Consider the following 17,606-nt stretch of genomic DNA (forward strand, 5'->3'; position numbering starts at 1 on the left):
CGATCCGACCGCCTACCGGCACCACCGTTTCCGTCCCCCGAGGAGGGGCTATGCACAGAAGCAGAGCAGGGAAAGCGCTGGGAACCTTCGTCGCGGCAGCAGCGATGCTGGCGATACCCATGGGCAGCGCGCAGGCGTACAACCCGACGGGCGGGATCCTCTACCAGCTCGGGAACGAACCGTGCCTGAAGGGGCGGGGCAACTGCGCGATCTACCCGAAGTCGGCGCAGCTGCCCAGCGGACGGCTGGTCGCGTCGTTCGAGAAGTCCACGGTGGTGCCGGCGACGGGCAGCGCCGACCAGCAGACCCTCCCCGTCTACAAGAGCGACGACCACGGAACGTCATGGCAGCCGCTGTCCGAGGTCAAGGCTCCCGCGTATCTGTCCAGCGACCCCCAGTACGCGAAGTACACGAGCAACTGGACGAACCCGTACCTCTACACGCTTCCGCGGAAGGTCGGGAACCTGAAGAAGGGCACGCTGCTCCTGGCGAGTGTCGTGTCGGGCGACGACCACTACTACAAGGAGCACAAGGCGGCCGACCCGAACTGGACGCCGTCCAACGACGGCGACCGCAAGGACCTGGCGATCGCCCTGTACTCCAGCACCGACGAAGGTGTGACCTGGAAGGTCGTCAACGTCGTCGCGACGGGCGGCTGGCAGGGCGGCAGCGCGGGCGCGACCGGCCAGAACATCGCCGCCGCGAACACCGACAAGCAGGTGGACCCCCTCTGGGAGCCGTACCTGATGGTCTACAAGGACAAACTCGTCTGCTACTACTCCGACGAGAACGACTACACCAGCTTCAACGCGACCACCGGCGTTCCCACACTCGACCCCGCGAACGACACCGCCACGGACTCGCAGGGCCAGATCCTCGCCCACAAGACCTGGGACGGCCGCAGCGCGCAGTGGAGCGCACCCGTCGTGGATGTCGCCGGACTGACAAAGAACATGGGTGGCGACAAGACCGAGATCGGCGGCGGGCGGCCGGGCATGACGAACGTCGTGCGGACGAAAGACGGCAAGTGGCTCCTGACCTTCGAGTACTGGGGCGGAGGAGTCAACACCAAGTACGTGCTCGCCGATGACCCGTTGAGGTTCTACACCAGCTCTCCCACCGGCACGGGCGTCACCACCCTGCCGCTCGACGCCGGTTCCCACACCCTCGCGACGGGCGGCAGTCCGGTCCTCATCAGGGTTCCCGGTGGGCGCCTGGTGTACAACGCGGCCGGCAGCGGCAACGTCTGGGTCAACGAGAGCGGACGCAGCGACGGCACGTGGAAGGAGTACCAGACGACCTCGCGGGCCGGTTACAGCCGCACCCTGCAGTACGTCGAGGGCACCGGCCGCGTCGCGATCCTCAACAACCAGGGAACCTCGACGCTCGCCCACGCCGAGGTCGACCTCGGCCACTCGGACGGCGCCTACCACCAGTTGGTCAACCGCAGGACCGACCAGGTGATCGGCACCGGGAACAAGACCAACGACGCGAACATCGGCAACGGCGACGTTCCCGACGTTCGCCTGGAGGAGCCCGGCTCGGCGGCGAACCCGGACACCCAGTACTGGCACGTGGTGACCGAACCGAACGGCGGCACGACCCTGCTGAACAAGTCGGGCGGCCGGGCGGCGGCCATCTGGACCGGCAGCGCGACGGCCGGCCAACGGATCGGCCAGTGGGTCGACAACAGCGCCACCGGCAGCTGGAGCCTGATCAGGACCAGCGACGGATTCTACAAACTGCGATCGGTCAAGAACACCAGCCTGTACCTGACAGGCGCCTCCGACGGAGCGCCCCTGACCTTGCAGAACGCGACCACGGACGGCTCGCAGGACTGGGAGCTCGTCCAGTAGACAGGCCGGCTGGACGAGCTGGAACCCGGACGTCGGCGGAAGCGTTCTCATCTGTGTGACGAGGTGCGGACCGACAGGTTCGCCGAGGTGACACGGGGACGACACGATGAGCGACAAGGCCCGGAAGTTGTTCGAGGCGCTCGATCTCGACGAGAACGGAACCCTCACCCGCGAAGAGGTGATCATTGCCCTGCGGGCGAAGGGCCCGACGCTGGCGGCGTCCGGGGACCTGCCGTTCTGGGCCGTGGGAGACGTCGACGCGTCCTCCGCGCTGTTCGACGCCGCGGACCAGAACGGGGACGCGGTACTGACCCTGGAGGAGTTCGCGGCGGTCGTGGACCGACGTTTCGGCTGGCACTGACGTCGGAACGGCCGCCCGGCTCGGGCCTGGGTGAAAACCAGCGCGGGGACGTCCCGTCCTCGGGCGTCGCCTGCTTCGAACGAATGGAATGCATCAGATGGATATGGCCGCCCTGGCGACCACAGAGGCTCACCCCCGCCGCCGCGCGTTACTGGCCCTCGGCGCCGGAGCAGCGCTGACGGTCGCCCTGCCGACCGCGGCACACGCCTCGCCTTCCGGCGGGACGGGGCTCTCCCGGCAGCTGAGAGACCTGGAGCAGGAGCACTCCGCGCGGGTTGGGATCTTCGCCCATGACATCGCCACGAGGCGGACCGTGGTGTACCGCGCCGAGGAGCGCTTCCCGATCTGCTCGGTGTTCAAGACGCTCGCCGCCGCGGCGGTCCTGCGGGACCTCGACCTGGACGGTGCCTACCTGGCCAAGCGGATCCACTACACCAAGGAGTACGTCACAGCCTCGGGGTACGCACCGATCACGGGTACGGACGAGAACGTCGCGCGTGGCATGACCGTCGAGAAGTTGTGCGCCGCCGCCGTCTCCCAGAGCGACAACGGGGCAGCGAACCTCGTGATGCGCGAGCTCGGCGGGCCGACCGCGATCACCCGGTTCTGCCGCTCGCTCGGGGACGGGACGACGCGGCTCGACCGGTGGGAACCCGAGCTGAACACGGCGGAACCCTGGCGGAGGACCGACACCACCAGCCCTCGCGCGATCGGGCAGACCTACGCTCGGCTCGTCCTCGGTCGAGCCCTGGCGCGGGAAGACCGGGAACGGCTGACCGGGTGGCTGATCGCCAACACCACCAACACCGAGCGCTTCCGCGCCGGCCTGCCCGACGACTGGACGCTCGCGGACAAGACCGGAGGCGGACAGGCGTACGGGGTCGCCAACGACGTGGGCGTCGTCTGGCCTCCCGGCCGGCCGCCCCTCGTACTGTCCGTCCTGTCGACCAAGCACGCCCCCGAGGGGCCTTCGGACAACCCGCTGGTGGCCAGGGCCGCCGCACTGGTGGCGGCAGCACTCACCTGACCCGGCAACCTGATTCGCACGACTCGGCGCGGGGCGGGGGCCTCGCGCCGAGGCTCACCCGTCGGTGGTTACGAGGTGCCACGCCGTCGGCGGACGGCGTAGCAGGCGCAGAGCAGGAGCAGCGCCAGGAGCGACGCCCCTCCGACGGCTGTGCCCAGCCGCAGACCGGGCGGGTGGAACGTGCAGGTGACGCTGGTCGAGGAGCCGTCGAGAGGCACGGCTACCAACCCGTAGTACTGCCCGGCCGGTACGGCGGAACCGTCGCCCGCGGCGCAGCGCCATCCGGCGATCCGGGGAGCCGCGACGAGGGCGGTGCCCGTACTGCCGGCAGGGAGGGCGGCCCGTATCGTGCCGCCGGAGACGGTCACTTGGGTGGCACCGGTGGTCTTGAGCCGTTCGACGGCCGAGCGCAGCCGGGTGGTGTCCAGGCAGCCGATCGCACCGTCCGGGACGACGCTGGTCCGGTTGGGGGACAGTTCGACGCGCAGCCATCCGGAGGCCGGGACCGTGCCGAGCCGCTGCATGGCGGCGATCTTGGTGACGGGGTCGGACCGGAAACGCCCGGTCAGGCCGTCGGCGGAGCCGCCGGTGAGTCGTGCGGTGCCCGCGAGGTGCGGCGCCCATAGGTACACCTCGCTGCCCGCCGGGCACTGCGCCGTGACCGTCGGCTTTCGTACGGCGGTCCCGGGATCGAGGGCTGCGATGCGCACGCCCGGCCGTCGGCCGTCGCCGCGGTGCGGCGGCTTCCCGGTGCTGGTCCGTACCGTGAGGCGGGGCACGGTGTAGACCCGGCTGCCCAGCAGCAGTTCCTGGTTGCGGTACGGCGACGGCCCGAAGGCGGAGACTCCCGTGTGTGCGGAGGCAGCGGAGGGTCGTACCGTCACCAGGGGCGGTACGACCTGCCGGGTCACGGTCACCCGGCTGCCGTCCTGCGGGAACCAGTTCTGATGCGGGTCCGGTGGGGAGTGCACCCGGGCACCGACGGAGAAGATGACGTCCGTGACGGCGTTGTCGATGCTCTGCAGGCTGCGGCCCCCCGAGGTCCAGCCGCCGCCGAGGGCGGTGAGGGTGCGGAAGAGCACGTCGGAGGTGTGGCTGCTGTAGTACTGGGCGCCCTGGCCGCCCACCAGCAGCGGGTCGTTGCCGACGGTCTGCTCCCGGCCCGGGTCGGTACGGTAGCGGGGCCAGCCGTCGGCCTCGGCGATCGCCTCCGCCTGCTGCTGTCGCCGGTCCCCCCAGGGCGCGTAGTCGTCCATGTGCCCGAGCCGCATGCGGGTGGCCACGGCGGAGGTGGCGGTGGCTTCGCCGAGTTGGGTGCCGACGAGCAGCACCACGACGAGAACGGCCGGCAGGGTGCGGCGCCCGTTGCCCGCGGAACGTCCGCCGTCCGTGCGGCGGAGCAGGGCCAGCCCGCCCAGCGCGCCCGCCGCGGCGACGAGCAGCACCGGCCAGGTGAAGGAACGCACCAGGTCGCTTCGGCTCGCGACGGCGGTGATCAGCGCCAACAGCGCGCCTGCCGCACACAGCGCCCGCCGGTCGGGCGGCCCGTACGACAGTGAGTGCCAGGCCGCGATCACCAGCAGCGCGCACAGCACGAAGGTCTCACGGTACGAACTGCCCTGCGGTGGGGTGAAGGCGTGCCAGAGCAACTGGGTGGGGCCCCACTGCATCGAGAGCGTCATCCCGGCCACCAGCAGGGTCCACCCGGTGCGCACCCGCGTGGGAGCCGCGCGGTGGAAGGGCAGGGCGAGGGCCAGCAGCAGCGCGGTCGTGCCCACGTAGACCGCCGGCGAACTGAAGCTGTACGTGGTCGGCAGCAGGCGGGCCAGGAGGTCCTCCGTCGCCACCGGCGTGAAGTTCTTGAATCTGCCGGGCGAGGCGTGTGTGGTGCCGAAGTAGATCACCGTCACCAGCGGGGCGGCCAGGCCCATGCCGAGGGCGACGGTCAGGCCTGCCCGGCCCGCCGCGGCGATTCTCCGGCGACGCGGGAGATCGGACAGCCACAGCCGCAGGAGGAGCACAAGACCGGCCGCGAGGGTGGCCATGTACGCCGTGTAGAAGTTGGCGATCCAAGCGGCGGCCACGACCACCACACCGAGGATCTGACGCCGTCCGTTCAGCAGCCATTCGCCGACCAGGCACAGCAGCGGCAGGGCGATGAGGCCGTCCAGCCACATGAGGTTGTACACGGCACTCGCAACGGTCCAGCCGCACAGGGCGTAGGACGCCCCCAGCAGTCCGGCCGCCCACCAGCGGCCCGGTCGCAGACTCAGCAGCAGCCAGGCCATGACGGCGGCGGCGGACGCGACCTTCAGCACGGTGATCACATACACCGCGAGGTCGATCCGGTCCCGCGGAAACACCGCCACGAGCAGGGCGAACGGGCTGGTGAGGTAGGTACCGAGGTCGGGGAGGAAGCTGGAGCCGTACCCGGACTGCCAGTTGATGAGGAGCCCGCCGTCGGCCTTTCCGTGCAGCAGATCCCACAGGTGTTCGTGGAACGGTACGTATTGGTTGCCCAGGTCGTTGACGCTCCGGGTGCGGGGGCCGAAGGGGTAGCTGCGGGCGATGACGTCGGCAGCGCAGAACGCGGTGACGGTGACGAGCGCCGCGAGCAGCGCGGCGGCCTGCCGCGGTCCGGCCGGACGCGGCAGGCGGAGCCGGCGCAGTTCCTTCTGGTGGGCGATGCCACGTGGTAATTCGGCCGCGTACAGGGTCGAGCGATTCATGCGTGACAGCCCCCCAGAGCATTCGGGACGTGTGGTGTCCCGTCCGGGGAAGTCACCCCCGCCTCGTCGATTCGCCGAATTAGACGGACCTTTTTTCCGGTTGGTTGTGCCGTCGCCGGAAAAGACGGATGCGATTTCGCATACGCACGCAGGGCAATTCCATGAATGCCGTTACTGATGAATGAACGGGAGTTGTCCGGAATATTGTCCGGGGGTTAAGGACGTGCTGGTTCGATGGACGACAGCGTCGAGCGGAAGGTCCAGCGACCCGAACCGACCCTGTACACGGCCTCGTTGGCCGTGACGCCGACCAGGCTCGCCCCCTTCGGAGCGGTGGCGTGGCCGTCGATGGTGGGGACGTGGATCCGGGCCGTGCTGCCCGCGGGGACGTCCACCGTGAGGCGGAACCGGTCGGTCGTGCGCGCCCAGCCGGTGCGGGCAAGACCATAGGGGGTTCGGTAGGAGCCCGCTGCCGAGGTCAGGTCACCCGTGACCGCGGGGTCGATGAGGAGTTCCGCGTAGCCGACGGAGTCGGGGGTCTGCGCGATGCCGGCGACCCGGCTGGTGAACCAGGAGTCGATGGCGCCGAGCATGAAGTGGTTCTGCGACTGGCCGGGGCCGCCGTCCCAGGACTCGCCGAGCGTGGTGTTGCCCGCGAGCACCTGGTAGCCGTAGCTGGGGCTGGTGGTTCGGGTGGCGATCCGGTGGACGATGTCGTCGCGGCCGGCCGTGGACAGGACACGGAACGCGGCCGGCAGGGAGATCTCGCCGAGCAGCAGGTGGTGGCCGGCGGTCTCGACGGCCGCGGTGAAGTGGCCGAGGAGGCGGGCCTTCTCCCCCGGCGGATAAGCGCCCATGTCGAGGGCGAGGGCCTCCGCCCCGTGGCCGCCGCCCGCGAAGGTGCCGGTGGCCCGGTCGTAGTACTTCGCGGTCAGGGCCTGGGCGGAGGCGTCGGCCTTGGCACGGTAGTCCGCGGCGGCCGTGTCGTCGCCGAGGACCGCGGCGATCCGGGAGAGGGCGTCGACGACGCGCCAGTAGCCGTAGGTGCCGGCCACCGCGCGTGGGAACGTGCGGTCCGGGGTGAACCAGTCGCCGAGGCCGTAGTCGAGGATGCCGTCGGAGACCTGGGCCTGGAGGAAGTCCGCGTACTGCCGCATGCGGGGGTAGTAGGTGCGCAGGGTGTCCCGGTCGCCGTAGGTGGTGTACAGCTGCCAGGGCACCAGGACGAACGCGCCGCCCCAGTTGGAGTCGTTGCGGTAGGCGCCGGGGAGGTTGGTGTACTCCGGAACGGTGCTCGGGATCAGGCCCTCGGTGGTCTGCGCGTCGGCCATGTCGCGGACGATCTTGCGCAGGTGGGCCCGCATGTCGAAGTTGGCCGCGAGAGCGGGGAAGACCAGCTGGTCCTGTTCGAGCCAGCCCAGCTTCTCCCGGCTCGGGCAGTCGGTGAGGACACTCATCATGTTGCCCTCGACGGCCCGGCGGATCAGCTGGTGGATACCGTTGATCAGCGGGTCGGAACTGGTGAAGGTGCCGGCCGAGGCGTTGTCGGTGCGCAGGACCCTGCCCCGCGCCGAGACCTCGGCTCCCTCGGGCACGCCCTTCAACTCCAGGTAGCGGAAGCCGTGGTAGCCGAACCTCGGGTGCCAGGTGGCCGCGCGGGAGTCGCGGGTGGTGTAGCTGTCCCACAGGGGTGCGCCGACGTTGCTGATGGACTGGAAGGCGTGGCCGTCCTTGAGGCTCTCCGCCGGGTGGACACGGATCTCCGTCCCGGCGGGCGCGCTGACGGTGATCTCCGGCCAGCCGGCGATGTTGCGGCCGAGGTCGAAGACACGACTGCCGGCGGCGCCGTCGACCTCCGTTCCGGTGAGGGTCTCCACGACCCGGATCGGCTCGGTCTCCCGGGCGCTCAGCGCGGCGGGCGCGGCGGCCGTGCCCGGGGCGCTCACGGTGACCGCGTGGGCCCAGGAACGGCGGTCGCCCCGGGGTTCGTCCCAGTGCGGGGTCTCCCGGCGGGCGTCGTAGTCCTCGCCGCCGTACCAGTTGCTGGAGGTGGTGGCCCCGAGCGTGGTGTGCCAGTCGTCGCCGCTCGTCACGGTGCGGACGCTGCCGTCGGCGAGGGTGATCTCCAGTTGGGCGATGAGCTTCGGGTCGCTGATGTTGCCGTACAGCTTGCGGTAGCGGTCGGCGGTGCTGACGACGTTGGACATGCCGTTGCCGAGGGTGTTGGCGCCGGTCCGCAGACGGTCGGTGACGTCGTACGTGGCGTACTGGACGCGTTCGCGGTAGTCGGTGTTGGCGTTCACCGGGCGGACCGAAGAGTTCCTGGTTGGAGTTGCCGCCGATGGCGTACGAGTGGTGGCGTACGACGGTGGTCCAGAAGGCGTCCGCGATGTCCAGGTAGCGCCGGTCCCCCGTCGCCTCGAAGGACGGCACGGTCCCGACGATCTTGGCGATCTCGGTGTTGGCGTGCCGTCCGGCGAGTTCGTCGCGGCCGGCGGCGAGCGGTGCGTACAACTCCTCGTGGTCGAAGCGGCGGGCGGTTCGCAGATGCGCCGGGTCACCCGTCTCCTGGTACAGCCGGACCAGCACGTCGTTCATGCCGCCGAACTCCACCTTCAGCAGGCTCTGCATGCGCTCGTACGACAGGGGCGCGGTGCGGGCGTCGGCCCACGCGGCCATCTCCCGCAGAACCTCCAGGGCTTCGTGGTCGCCGCTCAGCCGGCACTGGTCCAGCAGCCCGGCCATGATCTTGTGCAGCGTGTAGTACGGAGCCCAGGGTTTGCCGCCCGCCTCCAACTGGTCGAATACCGACTCGGGGAACGCGGAGAGGTAGCCGGTGGTGAAGCCGGCCGCCGGGGCGGCCCGCTGGCACTCGGCGAGCGCCGAGACCAGGGCCCGGCCCTTGTCGGCGTACGCGCGGTCCCCGGTGCTCGCGTGCGCCTGGGCCAGGGCGCTGAGCAGATGGCCGGTGGTGTGGCCGCGTAACTGGATGTCGGGTGCCTCCCAGCCGCCGCAGGGCTCTGCCGAGGACGGCAGGCCGACGGTCCGGCGGAAGGTGTGCAGGAGCCGGTCGGCATCCACGAAGAGCAGATAGGCGCAGGTGCGGCGCATGTTGGCGAGGAAGGGGCTGTCGAGGAGTCGGACCTCGGACAGGTCGAAGGCGGCCAGGGCGGGTCTGCTCCCGGGTCTGGCGGCGGACGGCTTGGCAGCGGAGGGGCGGGCGGCGGCGAGTGGGGTGGCGCGGGCAGCCGCGACGGGTCCGACCACGGGGAAGGCCGCCGCGGTCGTGGCGGCCGTGCCGGTGAGGAGGATCTGACGGCGGGACGGACCGGCGGTTTCGTGTGGTGCTGGCAACGTGCGGGACTCCCTTCGGCGGGGCGGGGCAGCACGAAACGGGCAGCCCCACTCCGGCACCGACGGGCGGAGTGCTGCGCCGCATTGAATTGAATCGTTTTTACGGTGCAGGCGCAGACGCTAAGCTCGACCATGACGAGCGTCAAGACTTTTCACAGGGTGCCCCTCACGCCTCGCCGAAACAGCGTGCCCAATCGCGGGATCGCCAAGAAACTTCCGCACGGTCATTGACCCTCACCCCGTGCGCCCCTACGTTTCACCGCCATGAATCGATTCATCATTTCGGTGTGAGGGGTCGTAGTGATCAGTAGGAGGAACATCCTGGCGGCCGCGGCGGTCACGGTGGCGGTCACGGCCGCCGATGCCGGACCGGCGGCGGCCGCATCGGCGTCCGCACCAGCCCGGGCGGGTGCGCGGCGCGGCACCCTGCGCGTCACCGCTCCGACCGTCGAGTACGTTCGGCATCCCCTGGGCCTCGACGCACAACACCCGCGCCTGAGCTGGCCGATGACCTCGGACAAGCGGGGCGCGCGGCAGAGCGCCTACCAGATCCGCGTCGCCTCCAGCGCTTCGGGGCTGTCGCGTCCGGATGTCTGGGACAGCGGAAAGGTCAGCTCCGGCGAGTCCGTCCTCGTTCCGTACGCGGGCCCCCAACTGGAGCCGCGGACACGCTACTTCTGGTCCGTGCGCGTGTGGGACGCCGCGAACGACGCCTCCGGCTGGAGCCCGGCGGCGTGGTGGGAGACCGGCCTCATGGACGCCGGGCAGTGGTCCGCCGAGTGGGTGTCCGCTCCTGCGGCTCTCACCGACGCGCCCTCACTGGAGGGCAGTGCGTGGATCTGGTTCCCCGAGGGCGAACCGGCCAACAGCGCACCCGCGGCCACCCGTTGGTTCCGTCGCACCGCCGATCTCCCGGACGGCATCACGGCCGCGACCCTGGCCATCACCGCCGACAACGTCTACGCCGTCTCCGTGAACGGCACCGAGGTGGCCCACACCGACCTGGCGACCGACCACGACGGCTGGCGCAGACCGGCCGTCGTCGACGTCCTCACTCAGGTGCGTTCCGGGAAGAACGTCCTCGCGGTCTCGGCGGCCAACGCGACCGTGGGACCCGCAGGCCTGATCGCCGTCCTCCACCTCCGCACGGCATCCGGCGAGCAGAAGATCATCACCGACGCCTCCTGGAAGTCGACGGACAAGGAACCCGCGTCCACCTGGCGCGAGGCCGACTTCGACGACAGCGGCTGGCCGGCGGCGAAGGTGGCCGCCGCGTGGGGAGCCGGCCCCTGGGGGAGGGTCGTCCCGGCGTTGTACGCCGCCAACCAGCTGCGGCACGAGTTCGGACTTCCGCGAAAGAAGGTGGCCCGCGCCCGCCTGTACGCCACGGCTCTCGGCCTGTACGAAGCCCACCTCAACGGCCGCCGCGTGGGCCGCGATCAGCTCGCTCCCGGCTGGACCGACTACCGCGAACGCGTCCAGTACCAGACGTACGACGTCACCACGCTGCTCCGGCCCGGAGCCAACGCCATCGGCGCGTACCTGGCGCCTGGCTGGTACGCGGGCAACGTCGGTATGTTCGGACCGCACCAGTACGGCGAACGCCCCGCGCTGCTGGCGCAGTTGGAGGTCGAGTACACCGACGGGACGAGCGAGCGCATCGTCTCCGGCACGGACTGGCGGGCCGCCTCCGGACCGATCGTCTCCGCCGACCTGCTGGCCGGCGAGACGTACGACGCACGCGAGGAGACCTCGGGCTGGACCTCACCCGGCTTCGACGACCGGACCTGGCTCGATGTCCGCGCCACGGGCGACGGGGCACCCGAGAGAATCGTCGCGCAGGTGGACGGACCCGTCCGGGTGGCCGAGGAACTCCCGGTCAAGAAGGTGACGGAACCCAGTCCGGGCGTCTTCGTCTTCGACCTGGGTCAGAACATGGTCGGCTCGGTGCGGCTGCGTGTCTCCGGCGCCGCGGGAACGACGGTACGTCTGAGGCACGCCGAGGTTCTCAACCCGGACGGCACCCTCTACACCGCGAATCTGCGCACCGCCGCGGCCACCGACACGTACACGCTCAAGGGCGGCGGCGAGGAGACGTACGAGCCGCGCTTCACCTTCCACGGCTTTCGCTATGTCGAGGTGACCGGCTTCCCCGGCACCCCCTCGGCCAACGCCGTGACCGGTCGCGTCATGCATACGTCCGCCCCCTTCACCTTCGAGTTCGAGACCGATGTCCCGATGCTCAACGAGCTGCACAGGAACATCACTTGGGGGCAGCGCGGCAACTTCCTGTCCATCCCGACGGACACACCCGCGCGCGACGAGCGCCTGGGGTGGACGGGTGACATCAACGTCTTCGCGCCCACGGCCGCGTACACGATGGAGTCGGCCCGCTTCCTCACCAAGTGGCTCGTGGACCTGCGCGACGCGCAGACCCCGCAGGGTGCCTTCACGGACGTGGCGCCCAATGTCGGAGCGTTGGGCGACGGTGTCGCCGGGTGGGGCGACGCGGGCGTCACGGTCCCCTGGGCCCTGTACCAGGCGTACGGGGACCGGCAGGTCCTGGAGGACGCCTGGCCGTCCATCCAGAGCTGGCTGACATACCTGGAGAGGAACAGCACCGACCTGCTGCGGCCGGCCGCCGGATACGGCGACTGGCTGAACATCTCCGACGAGACACCCAAGGACGTCGTCGCCACCGCGTACTTCGCGCACAGCGCCGACCTCGCGGCGAGGATCGCCGAGGAACTCCACCAGGACTCCGCCCCCTACCTCGACCTCTTCGCGCGCGTCCGCGAGGCGTTCCAGAACGCCTACGTCACGGACGCCGGCAGAGTGAAGGGTGACACGCAGACGGCCTATGTCCTCGCCCTGTCGATGAACCTGCTGCCGGACGCGCTGCGGAAGGCGGCGGCCGACCGTCTCGTCGCGCTCATCGAGGCCAAGGGCCGGCATCTCTCGACGGGATTCCTCGGTACGCCCCGGCTGCTGCCCGTCCTCACCGACACCGGCCACAACGACGTCGCCTACGGGCTGCTCCAGCAACGCTCCTTCCCCAGTTGGGGCTATCAGATCGACAAGGGCGCCACCACGATGTGGGAACGCTGGGACTCCATCCAGCCCGACGGCGACTTCCAGACCCCGAACATGAACTCCTTCAACCACTACGCCTACGGCTCGGTGGGCGAGTGGATGTACACGAACATCGCCGGTATCTCGCCGGGCCGGCCCGGCTACCGCGAGATCGTCGTCCGTCCCCGCCCGGGCGGCGATGTCACCTCCGCCCGCGCCACGTTCACCTCGGTCCACGGCCCGATCTCCACACAGTGGCGGCAGAAGTCGGGCGGCTTCGTCCTCACCTGCGACGTGCCGCCGAACACGACCGCCGAGGTGTGGATCCCCGCCGACGCTCCGGACGCGGTCACCCACACCCACGCGACGTTCCTGCGCGAGGAGGACGGCTGCGTGGTGTACCAGGTCGGTTCCGGCCGGCACCGCTTCACCGCGTAACGCGCACGCAGGCCGGCCCGCGGCACAGCACCCGCGGGCCGGCTGTGCGAAGGCTGCCCTGTTCGCGCCATGTGCTCGAGGAGTTGGATCGTCGCGGGCGGATGCATTGACCCTTGGCGGGCGGCGCGCTTTCATCACGTGCATCCTCGTGAGCCCTCCGCACAGGGCCGGGGGCACGGGATACGGGGGCGGCTGTGGCCGTGCCCGGACGAAGGGGGAGCCATCTGATGAGACCTGCCTTACGCGTCACCATGACCGCCGTTCTGGCGGTCGCCCTCACCTGCCTCGCCGGGCCCGCGGGGGCGGCCAGCGGGGACCTGGCCCCGCAGACCGAACGGATCAGCGTGGCCCCCGACGGCACGAGCGGCAACGGCCACTCGGTGGAACCGGTGGTCAGCGCGGACGGCCGCGTCGTGGCCTTCGCGTCGGGGGCGACCAACCTGGTGCCCGGCACGGACGTGCGGGGCAGCGTCTTCTACCGGACGGCTCCCGGCGCACCGTTGCAGCGTGTGGTGGTGCCGGGCGAGACGACATCGACTCCTCAACTGTCCGAGTCGGGACACCACTTGACCTTCAACTCGTACTCGGCGACGACCGGGACGTCCTCCGTGCACGTCATGGACCTGCGCACCGGATCCGTCGAACGCCTGGCGCCCGCGATGGACGAGGGTTACCACGTCTCGTACGGCGTCGCCCCGATCAGCGCGAGTGGACGGTACGTCGCCTTCGTCGCCCGGCCCACCGTCGACGAGAACGGCGCGTTCGCCTGCCGGGTGATGCTCCTGGACCGCCGGACGCAGCAGGTGCGGCGGGTCAGCCGGCCTTCGGACGGTTCGAAGACCTTCCACCAGTGCCAGCAGATCTCGATGAGCGCCGACGGCCGCAAGGTCGCCTATCTGGAGGGCTATTCCGGTCCGACCGCCGACGACCAGGGCGACATCCTGGTGTACGACCGGGTGACCGGGCGGACCGTGCGGGCCGATGCCACCCATGACGGTGCGCCGGCCGACAAGTCGGCGATCGCTCCGGTGCTGAGTGCCGACGGCTCCACGGTCGGCTTCAACTCGCAGGCCACCAACCTGGTCCCGGGTACCGATCCGAACGACGGCTGGAACGCCTTCGTCCGCGATCTGCGCACCGGCACGCTGCAGCGGTACGACGGCCGCTCCCCCACCGATCTCACCCTGGTGTCGGATCTGTCGGTGAACGGCTCGAAGCCGCTCCTCAACACGGCGGACGCGGACCGCAGGACGCTGGGACTGATCCTGCGCGATCTGCGCACCGGCCACGAGGAGTTGCTGTCACCGGGGCAGGACGGCAGCCCCGTCACCGTGGGGCGGGCGACCCTGAGCGCGGACGAGTCGACGGCCGTCTTCGACTCCTACTATCCCGGCCTGGTGCCCGATGACACGAACCTGATCGGGGACGTGTTCGTGCGCACCTTGCGCTGAGCCGTCAAGCGCCGTCAACGGTCCACCGGCACCCTGTGGGATGTCCGCGCCTCGTCCGTGACCCGCGTCCCGGGATGCATCAGCGAGCACACGAACCCGATGCCGAGCGCGATGGCCATGCCGTAGAACACCCACTGGTTGGCCTCGGCGAAGTCCATCCGGATGGCGTTCATCGAGTCACGCATCACCGTGGCGACGGGTCCCTCCCCGGCCGGGGTCTTGGCGTCCGGGTTGCCGGTGACCGCCTCGGAGATGTCCCGGGCGGCCTCTCTCGCCGGGCCGTCCGGCACCCCCCTGGCCTGGAGTGTCTCGACGACCTTGTTGGTGGTGACATGGGTCAGAACCGTGCCGAACACCGCGAGACCCACGGCCGCCGCGTAGTTGCGCACGGTCTGGGTGATGCCCGTGACCTCACCGTACGAGGCGTTGAGGGACCGGTTGACGGCGTCCGTCGAGGCGGGCGCGAGCAGGAAGCCGATACCGGCGCCGGCGAGGGCGGCGTAGAGCCACTGGTCGTGCATCGAAAGGTCCGTCAGCTTGCCCGCCCACAACGCGAATCCGACCGCACCCAGTGCCGTACCCAGTTTCATCGCGGGCCGCGCGCCCCGCTTGTCGAGAATCCGGCCGCCCCACTGGGAGGCGACAGCGAAGCCGATGAAGAAGTACAGGAGATACAGCGCGGCCTGGGTCGGGGAGGCGCTGAGGGAGATCTGGGCGTAGACCGAGGCGAAGAAGAACACCGGGACGAAGGCGAGCATCGCGAAGAACAGGACGGCAGAGTCGACACTGAACGCCTTGTCGCGGAAGACCTGGAGCTTGATGAGTGGTTCCTCGACGCGCAGTTCGTACGCGCAGAACACCACCAGCACCGCGAGCCCGCCGATGACGCAGGCCCAGGTGGCGACGCTGCTCCAGCCCCAGGCGGACGCCTGTTGCAAGCCCAGCACGCCCAGGCCCATGCCGACGGCGACGAGGACGGCGCCGGGCACGTCGAGGCGTTCACGGCGGACCTGGTGGGGGATGTGGGCGAGCGCGGTCAGGACCAGGGCGATGACCGCGACGGGCACGTTGACCCAGAAGATCGCGCGCCAGGTCCAGTCGGTGAGCCAGCCGCCGAGGAGCGGGCCGAGCGCGGTGAGGGAGCCGGACAGACCGAAGAACAGGGCGAGGGCCCGGCCGCGCTTGTCCACCGGAAAGACGGCGACGACGACGGCGAGCGCGGCGGGGAACATCAGGGCGGCGCCCAGTCCCTGGGTGGCGCGGAAGACGATCAGCCAGCTCTGGGCGAAGCTGTCGACGGGGACGCAGCCGCACAGCACCGAGGAGACGACGAAGAGCAGGGTGCCGATCACCATCATCCGGCGGTGCCCGAGGATGTCGGCGAGCCGGCCGCCGAGCGCGAAGAACGCGGCCAGGGCGAGCAGATACGCGTTGATCACCCACTGCATCCCCGACGCGGAGAGGCCGAGCTCGTCCACGATGCTCGGAGCGGCGATGGCGACGATCGTCTGGTCGATGAACGTCATCGACACGGCGAACAGCGTCGCTGCGAGAGCCAAGGTCTGGTTGGACGGAGCAGGGTCGGAAACGGCCACCTCAGGACCAGAACGCCCCTTTATGTCTGCCATGCGGGGAATTCTCCCTCTTTCCCGGATGGCGCGCACGCCGCCCGTCGTCCGCCGGGCGGCCGCCTGTCAGGACTCACGGCACAGTGGAGGTATGAACGCAGACGACAGAAACATTCTGGCCCGGGGACGCGTGGCGACCAGGCTGCCCGCCCAGGATCTGGACCGGGCGCGGCGTTTCTACTCCGAGCGGCTCGGCCTGGAGCCCGTCGACGAACGGCCCGGTGGGCTGTTGTACCGGTGCGGAGGGACGGATTTCGCCCTCTTCACGTCGACGGGAGCCTCGACCGGCGCCTTCACCCAGATGGGGTGGGAGGTGGATGACATCGAGACGGTCGTGGCGGAACTCAAGCGGCGTGCTGTGGTGTTCGAAGAGGTCGACGTGCCTGGATTCCGGACGAAGGAAGGGATCGCCGAGATCGACGGGAACTACCCGAGCAAGGGCGCACGCGGTGAACGCGCCGCCTGGTTCCGTGACAGCGAGGGGAACCTGCTCGGCATCGGCGAACCGGTGATGGTGGCCGCGCCGGCGTGATGACCACGACTCCGGAACTGCCGGAGCCGATGCGGGGGCGGCCCCAGGACGATCAGCGGCGCCGCAGTGCCGGGTCGAGCAGCGCGGGCGGGGTGTCGTTCTTCTCGTGTGCGGCGAGATCGGTGCCGGGGGCGACGATCGTGTCGATCGCGTCGAGTACGTCGGCGGAGAGCACGGTGTCCGCGGCGGCGAGTTGCGAGTGCAGGTGGTCCAGCGTGCGGGGGCCGATGAGCGCGCTGGTCACGGCGGGGTGCGCGGTCACGAATCCGAGCGCGAGCTGGATCATCGTGAGGCCGGCCTCGTCGGCGACCTCGGCCAGCCGCTCGACCGCGTCGAGCCTGGCCCGGTTGGCGGGGATCGCGGTGTCGAAACATTGCGGCATGAACGTGGAGCGGCTGGTGGTGATGTCCCGGCCCGCACGGATCGCGCCGGACAGCCAGCCCGAGGCCAGCGGGCTCCACACCAGCACACCGAGCCCGTACTCCTCGGTCACGGGCAGCACATCGGCCTCGATCCCGCGCTGCAGGATCGAGTAGCTGGGCTGTTCGGTGACGTAGCGGCTCAGGTGGTTGTCCCGGGCGGCCCACTGCGCTTGTACGACGCGGTACGCCGGGAAGGTCGAGGAGCCGAAGTAGCGGATCTTCCCCGCGCGCTGCAGGTCGGTCAGAGCCGACAGGGTCTCCTCGTCGCCGGTGCTCGGGTCCCAACGGTGGACCTGGTAGAGGTCGACGTGATCGACACCGAGCCGGCGCAGGCTGTTGTCCAGCTCGGTGACGAGCCAGCGGCGTGAACCGCCCTGATGGTTGCGCTCGTCCCCCATCGGCAAGCTCGCCTTCGTGGCCAGCACGATGTCGTCGCGGCGGCCGGCGATGGCTTTGCCGACCATCTCCTCCGACTCGCCGCCGCTGTACACGTCGGCGGTGTCGATGACGTTGATCCCGCCCTCCAGAGCGGCGTCGACGATGGCGGTGACGTCGTCCTGGGTGGTGCGCCCGATCGCACCGAAGTTCATCGCGCCGAGCGCGAGGGAGCTGACCTGCACACCGGTGCGGCCCAAGGTGCGGTACTGCATGATCGTGTTCCTCCATTGCGAATGAACCGTGGTGCCAATGCATGACTTGGTTGCCGGGCCCCTGCTCTGACACCATGAGCAAACGG

9 protein-coding genes and 2 pseudogenes are annotated in these 17,606 nt (G+C 70.0%); 6 read left to right on the forward strand and 5 right to left on the reverse strand.

The window, feature by feature from the left end; all coding sequences use genetic code 11:
- The first annotated feature begins 50 nt into the window (after nucleotides 1–50).
- From AB0H86_RS09795 to bla, 3 genes are all read left to right on the forward strand, one after another.
- Nucleotides 51–1,856 carry an RICIN domain-containing protein gene (locus AB0H86_RS09795; protein ID WP_362435129.1) on the forward strand — a complete coding sequence of 602 codons (1,806 nt, stop codon included), beginning with the start codon at nucleotides 51–53 and terminating at the stop codon, nucleotides 1,854–1,856.
- Nucleotides 1,857–1,962: 106 nt separating this feature from the next.
- Nucleotides 1,963–2,217, forward strand: coding sequence for an EF-hand domain-containing protein (locus AB0H86_RS09800; RefSeq protein ID WP_362435131.1), 255 nt, complete (start codon nucleotides 1,963–1,965; stop codon nucleotides 2,215–2,217).
- A 97-nt stretch (nucleotides 2,218–2,314) separates the two neighbouring features.
- Nucleotides 2,315–3,244 (forward strand): class A beta-lactamase, encoded by a 930-nt coding sequence (gene bla / locus AB0H86_RS09805; protein WP_362435133.1) that lies wholly within the window; start codon nucleotides 2,315–2,317, stop codon nucleotides 3,242–3,244.
- A gap of 68 nt (nucleotides 3,245–3,312) precedes the next feature.
- Here bla and AB0H86_RS09810 read toward each other — a convergent pair whose 3' ends face one another.
- The 3 genes and pseudogenes from AB0H86_RS09810 to AB0H86_RS09820 all read right to left on the reverse strand — a co-directional run.
- Nucleotides 3,313–5,973, reverse strand: coding sequence for a YfhO family protein (locus tag AB0H86_RS09810; protein ID WP_362435135.1), 2,661 nt, complete (start codon nucleotides 5,971–5,973; stop codon nucleotides 3,313–3,315).
- Nucleotides 5,974–6,188: 215 nt separating this feature from the next.
- Nucleotides 6,189–8,270 (reverse strand): annotated as a pseudogene (locus tag AB0H86_RS09815) (family 78 glycoside hydrolase catalytic domain); the annotation flags it as partial.
- Between the two features lie 7 nt (nucleotides 8,271–8,277).
- Nucleotides 8,278–9,327 (reverse strand): annotated as a pseudogene (locus AB0H86_RS09820) (beta-L-arabinofuranosidase domain-containing protein); the annotation flags it as partial.
- Between the two features lie 300 nt (nucleotides 9,328–9,627).
- Between AB0H86_RS09820 and AB0H86_RS09825 the strand changes: the two are divergent.
- Nucleotides 9,628–12,837: an alpha-L-rhamnosidase gene (locus AB0H86_RS09825; RefSeq protein ID WP_362435138.1), complete on the forward strand. Its 3,210-nt coding sequence runs from the start codon at nucleotides 9,628–9,630 to the stop codon at nucleotides 12,835–12,837.
- A gap of 227 nt (nucleotides 12,838–13,064) precedes the next feature.
- On the forward strand, nucleotides 13,065–14,288 hold the full coding sequence (locus tag AB0H86_RS09830; RefSeq protein WP_362435140.1) for a hypothetical protein: 1,224 nt from the start codon (nucleotides 13,065–13,067) through the stop codon (nucleotides 14,286–14,288).
- A gap of 14 nt (nucleotides 14,289–14,302) precedes the next feature.
- Here the strand turns inward: AB0H86_RS09830 and AB0H86_RS09835 are convergent, their stop codons facing one another.
- Nucleotides 14,303–15,916, reverse strand: coding sequence for an MFS transporter (locus tag AB0H86_RS09835; protein ID WP_362435142.1), 1,614 nt, complete (start codon nucleotides 15,914–15,916; stop codon nucleotides 14,303–14,305).
- A gap of 91 nt (nucleotides 15,917–16,007) precedes the next feature.
- Here AB0H86_RS09835 and AB0H86_RS09840 point away from each other — a divergent pair, with 91 nt between their 5' ends.
- Nucleotides 16,008–16,448: a VOC family protein gene (locus tag AB0H86_RS09840; protein ID WP_362435144.1), complete on the forward strand. Its 441-nt coding sequence runs from the start codon at nucleotides 16,008–16,010 to the stop codon at nucleotides 16,446–16,448.
- A 52-nt stretch (nucleotides 16,449–16,500) separates the two neighbouring features.
- On the opposite strand, the gene AB0H86_RS09845 is transcribed toward AB0H86_RS09840, so the two are convergent.
- Nucleotides 16,501–17,520 carry an aldo/keto reductase gene (locus AB0H86_RS09845; protein ID WP_362435147.1) on the reverse strand — a complete coding sequence of 340 codons (1,020 nt, stop codon included), beginning with the start codon at nucleotides 17,518–17,520 and terminating at the stop codon, nucleotides 16,501–16,503.
- Nucleotides 17,521–17,606 lie beyond the last annotated feature (86 nt).

The sequence above is a fragment of the Streptomyces sp. NPDC050997 genome (genome assembly GCF_040660135.1).
GTDB lineage: Bacteria > Actinomycetota > Actinomycetes > Streptomycetales > Streptomycetaceae > Streptomyces.